The following is a 13,891-nucleotide window of genomic DNA, read 5'->3' on the forward strand; positions in this document are numbered from 1 at the left end:
GGGCGGCCGTGCCGCCTGCCTTCATGATCGGGGAAGAGGCCCGCTGCGTGATTGTGCGGGCTCATCAGTCTAAGCGATTGAATTTAAACGAAGAAATATTGAACAGCAGGAATGTTGAGGCGAAAAAAAAGCGCTTCGGAAGAAGCGCTTTTTCTGGCTCGCCAAGGGACTAAGGGAATCAGCCGACCCACTTGCGCGCGTTGCGGAACATGCGCATCCATGGCGCATCCTCACCCCATGACGGCGGCGCCCACGAATGCACGGCCGTACGGAACACGCGCTCGGCGTGCGGCATCATCGCCGTGAAGCGCCCGTCCGGCGTGGTCACCGCCGTCAGGCCGCCGGGCGAGCCGTTCGGGTTGAACGGATACTGCTCGGTGGCCTGGCCGCGGTTATCGACATAGCGCAGCGACTGCACCACCTCGTCAAGATTGCCGGTCAGCGAGAAGTCGGCAAAGCCTTCGCCGTGCGCGATCGCGATCGGCGCTTGCGTGCCCGCCATGCCGGCGAAGAAGATCGACGGCGAGTCGAGTACTTCGACCATGCCGAAGCGCGCTTCGAACTGTTCCGACTTGTTGCGCGTGAACTTCGGCCATGCTTGCGCGCCCGGGATGATCGCCTTCAGGTTCGACAGCATCTGGCAGCCGTTGCATACGCCCAGGCCGAAGGTATCCGGGCGCGCGAAGAAGCTTGCGAACTGGTCGGCTAGTTGCGCGTTGAACAGGATGGTCTTGGCCCAGCCCTCGCCCGCGCCGAGCACGTCGCCGTAGGAGAAGCCGCCCACCGCGATCACGCCGTGGAAGTCGGCCAGCTTCGCGCGGCCGGCGATCAGGTCGCTCATGTGGACGTCCACCGCGGCGAAGCCGGCCTGGTGCATCACCCAGGCGGTCTCGATGTGCGAGTTGACGCCCTGCTCGCGCAGGATCGCCACGCGTGGACGCACGCCGGTGGCGATGAAGGATGCGGCGATGTTCTCGCTCGGGTCGAAGCTCAGCTGCGGCGTGATGCCGGGATCGGTTTCGTCCAGCAGGCGTTCGTATTCCTGGTCCGCGCAGTCCGGATTGTCGCGCAGGCGCGCAATGCGCCAGCTCGTTTCCGACCATAGGCGGTGCAGGCTGCTGCGCTTCTCGTTGTAGATGACTTTCGCGTCGCGCGTGAATTCAATTGCGCCACGGTCGTTGACCTTGCCGATGATGTGGCTGCAGGCGCCGAGGTTCAGCTCGCGCAGCACGTTCATCACGTCGCGCTTGTCCTCGGCCCGCACCTGCACCACGGCGCCCAGTTCTTCCGAGAACAGTGCGCGCAGCGTCATTTCGTTGCGGCGCTCGCCGACTTGGCCGGTCCAGTTCTTGGCGTCGCCCCAGTCCGAAGCGTGCTCGCCTTCCATGGTCAGGATGTCGAGGTTGACCGACACGCCGGCGCGGCCGGCAAAGGCCATCTCGACCAGGGTCGCGAACAGGCCGCCGTCCGAGCGGTCGTGGTAGGCGAGCAGCTTGCCTTCCGCGTTCAGGCGCTGGATCGCGGCGAAGAAGGCTTTCAGGTCGTCCGCCGAATCGACGTCCGGCACCGAGTCGCCCAGTTGCTGCGTGACCTGCGCCAGCGCCGAGGCACCCAGGCGGTTCTTGCCGCGGCCGAGGTCGATCAGGATCAGGGCCGTCTCGCCCAGGTCCGCGCGCAGCTGCGGCGTCAGGGACGCGCACACGTCCGGCACAGGCGCGAAGGCGGACACGATCAGCGACACCGGAGAAATGACCGACTTGGCCCCACCTTCGTCGTTCCCGCCTTCATTCCAAGTAGTGCGCATCGACAGCGAATCCTTGCCGACCGGGATGCTGATCCCCAGCGCCGGGCACAGTTCCATGCCGACCGCTTTGACGGTGTCGAACAGCGCCGCGTCCTGGCCCGGCTGGCCGCAGGCCGCCATCCAGTTGGCCGACAATTTGATGTCTTCGATCGAGGCGATTGGCGCCGCGGCGATGTTGGTGATCGCCTCGCCCACGGCCATGCGGCCCGAGGCGGCGGCGTCGATCACGGCCAGCGGCGTACGCTCGCCCATCGCCATCGCTTCGCCCTTGTATCCTTCGTGGCTCATCGCGGTGACGGCGCAGTCTGCCACCGGCACCTGCCATGGGCCGACCATCTGGTCGCGCACGGTCATGGCGCCGACCGAACGGTCGCCGATCGTGATCAGGAAGGATTTGTCGGCGACGGTCGGCAGCAGCAGCACGCGGCGCGCGGCTTCCCCGAGTTCGATGCCGGTGAGATCGATTGCCGGGAGTTCAAGAGCGACGTGCTTGACGTCGCGCGTCATCTTCGGCGGCTTGCCGAGCAGGACGTCCATCGGCATGTCGACCGGGTTGTTGCCGGCCTGCTGGTCGATCACCTTCAGCTGGCGCTCTTCCGTGGCGACACCGATGACGGCGAAGGGCGAACGCTCGCGCTCGCACAGCGCTGCAAACACGCCCAGGCTTTCCGGTGCAATCGCCAGCACGTAGCGCTCCTGCGATTCGTTGGACCAGATTTCTTTCGGCGCCATGCCGGATTCTTCCAGCTGGATCTTGCGCAGGTCAAAAATCGCGCCGCGCTTGGCGTCGTTCACGATTTCCGGGAAGGCATTCGACAGGCCGCCGGCGCCGACGTCGTGGATCGAGATGATTGGGTTGTGTTCACCCAGCTGCCAGCAGCCGTTGATGACTTCCTGGGCGCGCCGTTCCATTTCCGGATTGCCGCGCTGGACCGAGTCGAAGTCCAGGTCCGCCGTATTCGTGCCGGTCGCCATCGAGGAAGCGGCCGAGCCGCCCATGCCGATGCGCATGCCGGGGCCGCCGAGCTGGATCAGCAGGCTGCCGGGCGGGATGTCGTTCTTGAACGTGTGCTGGTCGGAGATGTTGCCGATGCCGCCCGCGATCATGATCGGCTTGTGGTAGCCATAGACGCCGCCGGCGGCCTGCGCGTTCTGCTCATAGGTGCGGAAATAGCCGCCCAGTACAGGCCGGCCGAATTCGTTGCTGAAGGCGGCGCCGCCGAGCGGGCCGTCGATCATGATCTGCAACGGCGAGGCGATGCGTTCCGGCTTGCCGTACACCGAGGCCTCCGCCTTGTCGCCGGGTGCCGTGACGTCCGCCGCGTTTTCCCACGGACGCTGGGCATCCGGCAGCAGCAGGTTCGACACCGTGAAGCCGGTCAGGCCCGCCTTCGGCTTGGCGCCGCGGCCGGTCGCGCCTTCGTCGCGGATTTCGCCGCCGGCGCCGGTCGAGGCGCCGGGGAATGGCGAGATCGCGGTCGGGTGGTTGTGCGTTTCGACCTTCATCAGCGTATGCGTCAGCTCGGTGATGGTCGCGTATTCCTGCCCCTCTTGCGGGAAGAAGCGCGTGACGACCGCACCTTCCATGATCGACGAATTGTCGCTGTATGCCACCACCGTGCCCTTCGGCTGCAGCTGGTGCGTGTTCTTGATCATGCCGAACAGCGATTTGTCCTGCTTCACGCCGTCGATGATCCAGTCGGCGTTGAAGATCTTGTGGCGGCAGTGCTCGCTGTTCGCCTGGGCGAACATCATCAGCTCGACGTCGGTCGGGTTGCGCTGCGCCCTCGTGAAGGCCTCGTTCAGGTAATCGATCTCGTCGATCGACATGGCCAGGCCGAGTTCCGTGTTCGCGCGCAGCAGGGCGTCGCGGCCCAGCCCCAGCACGTCGATCGATTCGAGCGGCCTGCCTTCGAGTTCGGTAAAGAGCTGCGCGGCCTCGTCGGCGCTGCGCAGCACGGTGTCCGTCATGCGGTCGTGCAGCAGCGCGGCAACCTTGTCCAGCTCTTCGTCCGACAGCTTTTTCGGGGCGCCGATGCTGCTGCCGAGGATGCCGCTTTTCAGCACCACCTTGTAGGCCACGCCGCGCTCGATGCGGTGCACGTGCGTCATGCCGCAGTTATGGGCGATGTCGGTCGCTTTCGAGGCCCATGGCGAAATCGTGCCCAGGCGCGGGATGACGAAGAACTCGACGGTGCTGCCCTCGTACAACGTTTCGGGAACCGGCTCGCCATAGGTCAGCATGGCGGTCAAGCGCTGTGTGTCGTCAATCGACAAAGCGGCGCTGCTGTCGATGAAGTGGTAGAAGCGGGCCTGGACTGCGGCGATCGCGGGTGCGGCTGCCTGCAGTTGGTTCAGGAGGCGTTGGCTACGGAATACGGACAGGGCATTGGAACCCGGCAGAATCAACATGGCTGAAAGTCGGTTGATGCAGCGTGGCTGCGGGTGGAAGATAGCCCGCTATTATACAGGGTTGACAATATTGCCTGCGCATAGGGGTTCTTCCTGTTGCTCCGGGGGACGCTTGTGGGTATTGTAGCGATTGATCATTACGTAAAACGCAGGCGGCGCCGCACCGCCCATGAGAGAGACGATGCAAGAGAACAGCCAACTGTCGGTCCTGGTAATCGACCCCAATCCGGGCATGCGCAGCAACCTGCAGAACATGCTCAATCTTACGGGCATCAACAAGATCGAGTATGCCGTCAATTCCGGCACCGCGATCCGCCAGCTGACGCGCCGTTCGTATGACCTGATCCTCTGCGAATACGACCTTGGCAGCGGGTCCGGGGACGGCCAGGACGGCCAGCAGTTGCTCGAAGACCTGCGCCACCACCGCCTGGTCAGTCCGTGGGCGATCTTCATCATGCTGACCTCGGAAGCCGTGTACGGCAAGGTCATGGGCGCGGCTGAGCTGGCGCCGACCGACTATGTGCTCAAACCCTTCACGGCCGAGACCCTGGGCGCGCGCATCGCCCGCGCCATCGAGCGGCGCGCCGTCTTCCTGCCGACCTGGCAGCTGGTCGCCCAGGGCAACGTGCGCGAAGCGATCCGCTCGGCCTCGGCCGCCGAGATCGCCCATCCGCGCCATGCCCTCGACTTCGCCCGCCTGCGCGCGGACCTGCATGTGAGCCTGAAAGAGCATGGCGAGGCAGCGGAAATCTGCCGCAAGGTGCTCGACCACAAGCCGCTCGGCTGGGCCGCGCTGGGGCTGGCGCGCGCGCAGTTTGCGCTCGGCAGCGTCGAGGACGCGCGCGAGACCCTGCAGGTGCTGGTGGCCGCGAACCCGCGCCTGATGGCCGGCTACGATTTGCTCGCGCGCTGCCATGAGGCGCTCGGCAACCACGCCCAGGCGCAAAAGATCCTCGAGGAAGCGGTCTCGATTTCGCCGCACATGGTGCGCCGCCTGCGCAAACTGGGCGAGGTCGCGCTCGAAGCCGGGGACGCGGCGACCGCCGAGAAGTCCTTCAAGCAGGTGGTGAGCAAGGCGCGCTATTCGGAGTTCCGCGATCCGGAAGACCATGTCCGCCTGGTGAAAGCGCTGGTGAAACGCGGCGACGTGCCCGGTGCGACCAGCGTTGTGCGCGACCTCGAGCGTTCGCTGCGCGCCGGTCCGGAAACCGAGGCCTGTGTCGCGGTCGCAAACGCCGCCCTGCACGACGCGGCCGGCGACCGTGCGGCGGCGCAGGCCGACCTGCAGGGCGCGGTGACGGCGGTGCGTTCGAGCAGCGGGCTGTCGACCGGGCTGAAGCTGGGGCTGGTACGCGCCTGCCTCGACCACCGCCTGGACAAGGGGGCGCAGGACGTGATGATGGCGGTGGTGAACGACGCCGCCAGCGGCGTCACCAGCCAGCACGCGCTCGAATTGTTCGCCCAGGCCGGCCGGCGCGACCTGGCCGATGGCGTCCAGCAGCAGCTCAAGGCGCAGGCCCAGATCCTGCTCGGCGTGGCCGACGAAAAGCGCAACATGGGCGACGTGCGTGGTGCGGTGCAGACCCTGCTCGAAGCGCTGCACATGGCGCCTTCGAATTTGCAGGTCGTGGTTGCGGTGGCCGGCGGGGTGCTCAGGCAGATCAACGAACTGGGCTGGGATCACCCGCTCGGGGAGTTGTGTTTTGCGCAGCTGGAGAAGATCCGGGCGATCGATGCCGAGCATCCGCGCCTGGCGCCCCTCGAAGCCGAATACCTCGCGCTGCGCCGGAAGTACGGTATTTCGTAGTGAGAGCCGGGGTCAAGAGCCGGGGTCAGGTCTGACATTCGGACACGACCTCTGCCTTATTCGGCAGGGCATTGTTGAGGCCGTGTCTAAATGTCAGACCTGACCCCAGCTTTTTTTCGCTACAGGTCGCCGTAGCCTCCTCCGCCCGGAGTCTCGATCACGAACATGTCCCCGGCCGCCATCTCGACCTTCCCGATGTGCCCGATCTTCTCGACCCTGCCGTCCGCCCGCACGACGGTATTGACCCCTCGCTCTCCGGGCGCACCGCCGGCCATCCCGAACGGCGCATATATCCGGTTGTTCGACAAGATGGCGGCCGTCATCGGTTCCAGGAACCTCACCTGGCGTACGCCGCCATTACCGCCGTGCCAGCGCCCCGCCCCACCGGAACCGGGCCGGATCGCATAGCTCTCCAGCCGCACCGGAAAACGAAATTCGAGGATCTCGGGATCGGTCAGGCGCGAGTTGGTCATGTTGGTCTGCACGACATCGGTGCCGTCGAAGCCCTCGCCCGCACCGCTGCCGCCGGAAATCGTCTCGTAGTACTGGTAACGGTGGTTCCCGAAGGTGAAGTTGTTCATCGTCCCCTGCGAGGCCGCCATCACGCCGAGCGCCCCGTACAGGGCGTTGGTGATGCAGGTCGAGGTCTCGACATTGCCCGAGACGACCGAGGCCGGGTAATGCGGGTTGAGCATCGAGCCGGGCGGGATGATGACCTCGAGCGGTTTCAGGCAACCGCCGTTGAGCGGGATCTCGTCCTCGACCAGGGTGCGGAAGACGTACAGCACCGCGGCCATGCACACGCTGGACGGCGCGTTGAAGTTGTTGGGCAGCTGGCGCGAGGTGCCGCTGAAATCGATGCGGGCGCTGCGGGCCTCACGGTCGACGGTGATCGCCACGACGATCTGCGCGCCGTTGTCGAGCTCCACGGTGAAGCTGCCGTCCTTGAGGGCGGTGATCACGCGCCGCACGGCTTCCTCGGCATTGTCCTGCACGTGTCCCATGTAGGCGCGCACGACCTCCAAACCGAAGTGCGCCGTCATCCGGTGCAGTTCCTCGACGCCCTTCTGGTTGGCGGCGACCTGGGCGCGCAGGTCGGCCATGTTCTGGTCCGGGTTGCGCGCCGGGTAGCGCGCGCCGGTGAGCAGCGCCCGCGTTTCCCGCTCGCGCAAGACACCGTCCGCGCCGTCCACCAGCTTGAAATTGTCGATCAGGACGCCCTCCTGCTCGATGTGGCTGGAATCCGGCGGCATCGAACCGGGCGTGGTGCCGCCGATGTCGGCGTGGTGGCCGCGCGAGCCGACGTAGAACAGGATGTCCACGCCCGCCTCGTCGAACACGGGCGAAATCACCGTCACGTCGGGAAGATGGGTGCCGCCGTTGTATGGGTCGTTCAGCATATACACGTCGCCGGCCCGCATGCGGCCCGCGCTCATTCCGATATTCCTGCGCATCACGGTCTTGATGCTCTCGCCCATCGAGCCCAGGTGCACCGGCATGTGCGGCGCATTCGCGACCAGGTTGCCGGCGGCGTCGAAGATGGCGCAGCTGAAATCGAGCCGCTCCTTGATGTTCACCGAATAGGCCGTGTTCTGCAGGCGCAGGCCCATCTGCTCGGCGATCGACATGAACAGGTTGTTGAAGACTTCGAGCATGACCGGGTCGGCCGTGGTGCCGATCGCGCGCCGTTCCGGCAGTGCTTGCACGCGCCGCAGCACGAGGTGGCCGTACGGCGTGACTTCGGCCCGCCAGCCGGCTTCCACCACCGTCGTCGCATTATCCTCGGCGACGATGGCCGGGCCCTCGATCGTGTCGCCGGGCCTGATGTCGGCACGGCGGTAGATGCCGGTGGCGCGCCATTCGCCGGCGCCGAACATCTGCACCGTATCGAATGCCGCCAGCGTCCCCTCGCGCGGCGCGTGGGGGGCGATCGCCTCGGGCGGCGCTTCCGAGCGGCCCAGCGCTTCGACCGAAACCGCTTCGACGATCAGCGCGCGCGCGGGCATCAGGAAGGAGAAGCGGCGCTTGTAAGCGGCTTCGAACTGCGCCTGCATCTCGCTCGCCGAGGCGAAACCGACCACCAGCGCCGAATCGGTGCCTTCGTAGCGCAGGTGCACGCGCCTGGCGACAGCGATGCGTTCGTCCGCGACGCCCTGGGCCCGCAGATCGCCGCTCGCGGCCGCGGCCAGCGCGTCCAGGCGCAGGGACAGCGCAGCTTCGGCGCCGCCGTCGAGCCGCTCCTCGACGGCCTGTTCGCGCATCGCGCCCTGGTCCGCGAGGCCCATGCCGTAGGCCGACAGCACCCCGGCCAGGCTGTGGACGAAGACCGTCTTCATGCCCAGCGCATCGGCGACCAGGCAGGCGTGCTGGCCGCCGGCGCCGCCGAAACTGGTGAGCGCATAGTCGGTCACGTCGTGGCCGCGCTGCACCGAGATCTGCTTGATGGCGTTGGCCATGTTCCCGACCGCGACCTGGATGAAGCCCTCGGCCACCTGTTCCGGCGTACGTTCGTCGCCGGTCGCTTGAAGAATCCGGCTTGCGAGCTGCGCGAACTTCGTGCGCACGACCTCGACGTCGAGCGGCGCATCGCCATCAGGTCCGAACAGGTGCGGGAAATGATCCGGCTGGATCTTCCCCAGCATGAGGTTCGCATCGGTGACGGTCAGCGGCCCGCCGCGCCGGTAGCTGGCCGGCCCCGGATCGGCGCCGGCGCTGTCCGGGCCGACCCGATACCGGCCGCCGTCGAAATGCAGGATCGAGCCGCCGCCCGCCGCGACCGTGTGGATGCTCATCATCGGGGCGCGCATGCGCACGCCGGCGACCTGGGTCTCGAAGACGCGTTCAAATTCGCCCGCATGGTGCGAGACGTCGGTCGAAGTGCCGCCCATGTCGAAGCCGATGACGCGCTCGAACCCGGCCAGGCGGCTGGCCCTCGCCATGCCCACGATGCCGCCCGCCGGGCCGGACAGGATGCTGTCCTTGCCCTGGAAGGCGCGCGCATCGGCGAGGCCCCCGTTCGACTGCATGAACTGCAGGTGCACCCCGGGCAGTTCGCCCGCGACCTGGTCGACATAGCGACGCAGGATCGGCGACAGGTAGGCATCGACCACGGTGGTGTCGCCCCGCGCGACCAGTTTCATCATCGGGCTGACTTCGTGCGAGCTTGAGACCTGCGTAAAACCGATCTCGCGCGCGATCCCCGCCACGGCCGCTTCGTGCCGCGTGTGCCGGTAGCCGTGCATGAAGACGATGGCCAGCGCGCGGGTGCCGCTGTCGAACACGGCCTGCAGGTCGGCCCGCGCCTTGCCCGCGTCCAGCTCGCGCACGACGTCGCCATGCGCGCCGATCCGTTCGTCGACCTCGACCACCTGGCCGTACAGCAGCTCGGGCAGCACGATGTGGCGCTCGAAGAGTTTCGGACGGCTCTGGTAGGCGATGCGCAGCGCGTCGCGGAACCCGCGCGTGATCGCCAGCGCCGTCGGCGCGCCCTTGCGCTCAAGCAGCGCGTTGGTGGCGACCGTCGTGCCCATCTTGACCGCTTCGATACTTTCCACCGGCAGCGGCTGGCCAGGACCCACGTTCAGCAGGTGCCGGATGCCCGCCACGGCGGCGTCGCGGTACTGTTCCGGATTCTCGGAGAGCAGCTTGTGCGTCACCAGGGTCCCGTCGGGACGGCGCGCCACGATGTCGGTAAAGGTGCCGCCGCGGTCGATCCAGAACTGCCAATCCATGTAAATGCTCCGTCCCGTTTCAGGTATTCGCGTATTGTATGCGCGGACCGCCCGTAAAATAGCGCGAACGCATGAACAAGCAGCATCAACGAAAATGTTTGGAACCCACATGGACAATCGTCTTTACAGCGTGGCGCAGATACGCGCCACGGAAGCTGCCGCCGCCGAACAGCTCGAGCCCGGCGAACTGATGCGCCGCGCCGGCCGCGCCGCATTCGAGGCGGCCCTTGCGCTGCTGGGCGAGGCGCGCGAACGGCCGGTGCTGGTACTGGCCGGCCCGGGAAACAACGGCGGCGACGCGCTGGAAGCCGCGGCCAACCTGGGGGAAGCCGGGGTCGACGTGGTCGTGCTGCACCTGGCCGGGAGCGGCAAGGTCTCGCCGGAAGCGGCTCACGCGCTCGCGCGCGCCCGCGCCAGCCGCGCCAACTTCGCCGACGTCGCACCGGACGTGCGCGACTGGGCGCTGGTCATCGACGGCCTGTTCGGCATCGGGCTCGAACGGCCGCTCGAGGGGCGCTACCGCGACCTGGTGACGGCCATCGAAGACGTGCGCTGCCCGGTGCTGGCCCTCGACGTGCCGAGCGGACTGGACGCCGACAGCGGTACCATTGTCGGTACCGGCGCCGGCCAGAATGGCGTGGCCGTGCGCGCGACCCACACCATCACCTTCATCGGCGACAAGCCCGGCCTGCACACGGCCGAGGGACGCGACCATGCCGGGCTGGTGCAGGTGGCGACCCTCGAGCTCGACGAGGCGCTGTTCGAACCGGCGCATGCCGGCATCGGCAACCCTTCCCTGTTCGGCGCATACCTGGCGCCGCGCCGCGAGAACTCGCACAAGGGGCAGTTCGGCGACCTGGCCGTGATCGGCGGCGCGCGCGGCATGGCCGGTGCGGCCGTGCTGGCGGCGCGCGGTGCGCTGTACGGGGGCGCCGGGCGCGTGTTCGCGGTGACGATCGATCCGGTCCAGGCGTTCGATCCGCTGCAGCCCGAAATCATGTTCCGCCTCGCCCACGATTTCGAGCTCGCCGGCCGCGTGCTGGTGCTCGGCCCCGGCATGGGCGGCGCGATGGAAGCGATGCGCGTGCTCGGGCACGGCATCGACAGTGCGGCGCCCGTCGTGCTCGACGCGGACGCCCTGAACCTGATTGCGGCCAGCACCGAGCTTCAGGGGCGCATGACGCGGCGCCACGCCGAATCGATCGTCACGCCGCACCCGCTGGAGGCCGCGCGCCTGCTGGGCAGTTCGGCGGCCGAGGTGCAGGCCGACCGGCTGGGCGCGGCGCGCAACCTGGCCAAGCGGCTGGGGGCGGTGGTCGTGCTCAAGGGTTCGGGGACGGTGGTGGCGCGGCCGGATGGCGAGGTGGTCGTCAACCCGACCGGGAATGCCGGGCTGGCGACGGGTGGGAGCGGCGACGTGCTGGCGGGGGTGTGCGGCGCCTTGCTGGCCCAGGGCTGGCCGGCGTGGGAGGCGGCGATCGGGGGCGTGTGGATGCACGGGGCGGCGGCCGACCGGCTGGTCGAGCAAGGAGTCGGGCCGGTGGGATTGACCGCGGGGGAATTGCCGGCGGCGATACGCGGCGTGTTGAACGGGTTGATTCGCGATCGCGGAGATTCGGCCGTTCGTTGAACGCGAATCCTGTCGATACCGATGATCAGGGACGTAGGGTGGGCGGGTCTCCCGCCCACGCGTTCAACGCACCGATGCATGTTAAAAAACGCCCTTAAACCAGCCTCCCCGCCGCAATCGTGATCGTCCTTCCACACCGTGCCGCCATCGCCGGATCGTGCGTCACGAGCACCAGCGTCGACCCGCGCTCGCGATTGAGCTCGAACATCAGCTGGATGACAGCCTCCCCCGTCGCCGCATCGAGGCTGCCGGTCGGTTCGTCCGCGAACAGCAGCGGCGGCTCGGTGACGAAGGCGCGCGCCAGGGCCACGCGCTGCTGCTCGCCGCCCGACAAATATTTCGGATAATGGCGCAGCCGGCTCGACAAGCCGACCCGCCCCAGCATCGCCTCCGCTTTCGCCCGCGCATCGCGGTCGCCGCGCAGTTCCAGCGGCAGCATCACGTTTTCGAGCGCGTTCAGGTGGGCCAGCAACTGGAATGACTGGAACACGAAACCGAGCCTGGCCTTGCGAAACGCCGCCCGCCCGTCTTCGTCGAGCGCGAAGATGTCGGTGCCGCCGAGCAGCACGCGGCCGCCGCTCGGGGTATCGAGGCCGGCCAGCAGCCCGAGCAGGGTCGACTTGCCCGAGCCCGATGCGCCGACGATCGCGAGCGTCTCGGCCGGTTGCACGGTAAAATCGATGCTGTGCAGGATGGTGAGTTCGCCGCTGGCGTCCGCCACCCGCTTGGACAGGCCCTCCACCTGGATTGCAGCCGTCCCGCCCGCTATCGTGGCGGACTCATTTTTCAAAGCCTCGGGGTTATCGCGCATGCTCGCTTGTTTCAAAACCGCATTATTCAAAAAATTCACCGTCGCCGCCGGCCTGGCGCTTGCCGCGGCGAGCGCCTATTCTGCACCAAAAACCGTACTCGTGGTGGGTGACAGCCTCTCGGCCGAATACGGCCTGGCACGCGGCGCGGGCTGGGTTGCCCTGCTCGAGCAAAAGCTGAAAGCGCAAAAGATCGACGCCAACATCGTCAACGCCAGCATCAGCGGCGAGACCACCAGCGGCGGACGCGCACGCCTGCCGGCGCTGCTCACGGCGCACAAGCCGGACGTCGTCGTCATCGAACTGGGCGCCAACGATGGCCTGCGCGGCTTGCCGGTCGAGGCCGCCTCAACGAACCTGCGCCAGATGATCACGATGTCGCAGCAGCAGCACGCCAAGGTCATGCTGATCGGCATGCGCATGCCGCCGAACTATGGCCGCGCGTATACCGAACGCTTCTTCGGCATGTTCGGCGCGCTCTCCAAAGAATACAAGGCGCCGCTCGTGCCCTTCATGCTCGATGGCGTAGCCGACAAGCCGGCGCTGTTCCAGCCCGACCGCCTGCACCCCAGCGCGCAAGCGCACCCGATTATCCTGAACAATATCTGGCCGACCTTTTCGAAATTGATTACCACACGATGAAATACCCCGCCGTACTGAGCTTTGCCGACATCCTTCCCGACCTCCACCGCTTCGACGCCATCATCGACGCCCGCAGCGAAGGCGAGTTTGCGCTCGACCACATTCCCGGCGCCATCAACTGCCCCGTGCTCAACGACGAGGAGCGGGTGCGGGTCGGGACGCTCTACAAGCAGGTCGGTTCATTCGAGGCCAAGAAGCTCGGCGCGGCCCTGGTCGCGCGCAACATCGCCCGCCATATCGAGGAGCGCTTCGCCGACAAACCGAAGGACTGGAAGCCGCTGGTCTACTGCTGGCGCGGCGGTAACCGCAGCGGATCGCTGGCGCACATCCTGGCCAGGATCGGCTGGCCCGCGATCCAGCTCGACGGCGGCTACAAGGCCTACCGCGCCGCCGTGAGCGCCGCGCTCGACGCGCCGCCACAGCTCGACTGGCGCGTCATTTGCGGCACCACCGGCAGCGGCAAGAGCCGCCTGCTCGAGACGCTCGACCGCATCGGCGCCCAGGTGCTCGACCTCGAACAGCTGGCCGCGCATCGCGGTTCGGTGCTCGGCCACCTGCCGCACGAACCGCAGCCGACCCAGAAGATGTTTGAAACGCGCATCTGGAACAAGCTGCGTCACTTCGACCCGAGCCGTCCGGTGTTCGTCGAGTCCGAAAGCAAGAAGGTCGGCAACCTGCGCGTGCCCGACGCCGTCATGGAGCGCATGCGCGCCTCGCCCTGCATCGCCCTCACCCTGTCGCGCCCGAACCGCGTGCGCCTGCTGATGGAAGACTATGAACACTTCGCGCGCGATCCGGAAGCGCTGAATACCCAGCTCGACCACCTGGTCCAGCTGCACGGGCGCGCGAAAATCGACGCCTGGCACGCGCTGGCCAAGGGCGGCGCGATGCCGGCGCTGGTGGACCAACTGCTGGTCGAGCACTATGACCCGGCCTACCTGCGCTCGATCGACCGCAATTTCGTGCAGTTCGGACAGGCGCGGGTGCTGGAATTGAGCGATATCGCGGAGCAGGATTTCGTCAAGGCTGCGCAGACGCTGCACGCAGGCTGATACG

General features: G+C 67.1%; 7 protein-coding genes. 4 read left to right on the forward strand and 3 right to left on the reverse strand.

Annotated features, from left to right (window positions below; genetic code table 11):
- Positions 1-178: 178 nt before the first annotated feature.
- Positions 179-4,216 (reverse strand): phosphoribosylformylglycinamidine synthase, encoded by a 4,038-nt coding sequence (gene purL, locus AC1MEM_RS16610; protein ID WP_499472293.1) that lies wholly within the window; start codon positions 4,214-4,216, stop codon positions 179-181.
- Positions 4,217-4,397: 181 nt separating this feature from the next.
- Between purL and AC1MEM_RS16615 the strand changes: the two genes are divergently transcribed.
- Positions 4,398-6,023: a tetratricopeptide repeat protein gene (locus AC1MEM_RS16615; protein ID WP_499472295.1), complete on the forward strand. Its 1,626-nt coding sequence runs from the start codon at positions 4,398-4,400 to the stop codon at positions 6,021-6,023.
- A gap of 119 nt (positions 6,024-6,142) precedes the next feature.
- Here the strand turns inward: AC1MEM_RS16615 and AC1MEM_RS16620 are convergent, their stop codons facing one another.
- A complete protein-coding gene (locus tag AC1MEM_RS16620; RefSeq protein ID WP_499472297.1) occupies positions 6,143-9,754 on the reverse strand; it encodes a hydantoinase B/oxoprolinase family protein in 3,612 nt (1,203 codons plus the stop codon).
- 109 nt (positions 9,755-9,863) lie between these two features.
- Here AC1MEM_RS16620 and AC1MEM_RS16625 point away from each other — a divergent pair, with 109 nt between their 5' ends.
- A complete protein-coding gene (locus AC1MEM_RS16625) occupies positions 9,864-11,384 on the forward strand; it encodes an NAD(P)H-hydrate dehydratase (protein WP_499472299.1) in 1,521 nt (506 codons plus the stop codon).
- 94 nt (positions 11,385-11,478) lie between these two features.
- Here AC1MEM_RS16625 and AC1MEM_RS16630 read toward each other — a convergent pair whose 3' ends face one another.
- The gene (locus AC1MEM_RS16630; RefSeq protein WP_499472301.1) at positions 11,479-12,195 is read right to left on the reverse strand and encodes an ABC transporter ATP-binding protein; all 717 of its coding nucleotides are present in this window, start codon (positions 12,193-12,195) and stop codon (positions 11,479-11,481) included.
- On the opposite strand from AC1MEM_RS16630, the gene AC1MEM_RS16635 reads away from it, so the two are divergent.
- Complete coding sequence (locus AC1MEM_RS16635) at positions 12,194-12,835, forward strand: arylesterase (RefSeq protein ID WP_499472303.1); 642 nt, start codon at positions 12,194-12,196, stop codon at positions 12,833-12,835. The two genes, AC1MEM_RS16630 and AC1MEM_RS16635, sit on opposite strands and share 2 nt — an antisense overlap.
- The gene (gene mnmH / locus AC1MEM_RS16640) at positions 12,832-13,887 is read left to right on the forward strand and encodes a tRNA 2-selenouridine(34) synthase MnmH (RefSeq protein ID WP_499472305.1); all 1,056 of its coding nucleotides are present in this window, start codon (positions 12,832-12,834) and stop codon (positions 13,885-13,887) included. Before AC1MEM_RS16635 ends, mnmH begins: the two co-directional genes overlap by 4 nt.
- Positions 13,888-13,891: the final 4 nt, after the last annotated feature.

This window comes from Telluria sp. AIW5 (genome assembly GCF_056680575.1).

What these genes read in the sequence shown, in the direction of transcription:
- AC1MEM_RS16615 (WP_499472295.1), top strand. Translation starts at nt 4,398, where the DNA reads ATGCAAGAGAACAGCCAACTGTCGGTCCTGGTAATCGACCCCAATCCG.
- mnmH (WP_499472305.1), top strand. Translation starts at nt 12,832, where the DNA reads ATGAAATACCCCGCCGTACTGAGCTTTGCCGACATCCTTCCCGACCTC.
- AC1MEM_RS16630 (WP_499472301.1), bottom strand. Translation starts at nt 12,195, where the DNA reads ATGCGCGATAACCCCGAGGCTTTGAAAAATGAGTCCGCCACGATAGCG.
- purL (WP_499472293.1), bottom strand. Translation starts at nt 4,216, where the DNA reads ATGTTGATTCTGCCGGGTTCCAATGCCCTGTCCGTATTCCGTAGCCAA.
- AC1MEM_RS16620 (WP_499472297.1), bottom strand. Translation starts at nt 9,754, where the DNA reads ATGGATTGGCAGTTCTGGATCGACCGCGGCGGCACCTTTACCGACATC.
- AC1MEM_RS16625 (WP_499472299.1), top strand. Translation starts at nt 9,864, where the DNA reads ATGGACAATCGTCTTTACAGCGTGGCGCAGATACGCGCCACGGAAGCT.
- AC1MEM_RS16635 (WP_499472303.1), top strand. Translation starts at nt 12,194, where the DNA reads ATGCTCGCTTGTTTCAAAACCGCATTATTCAAAAAATTCACCGTCGCC.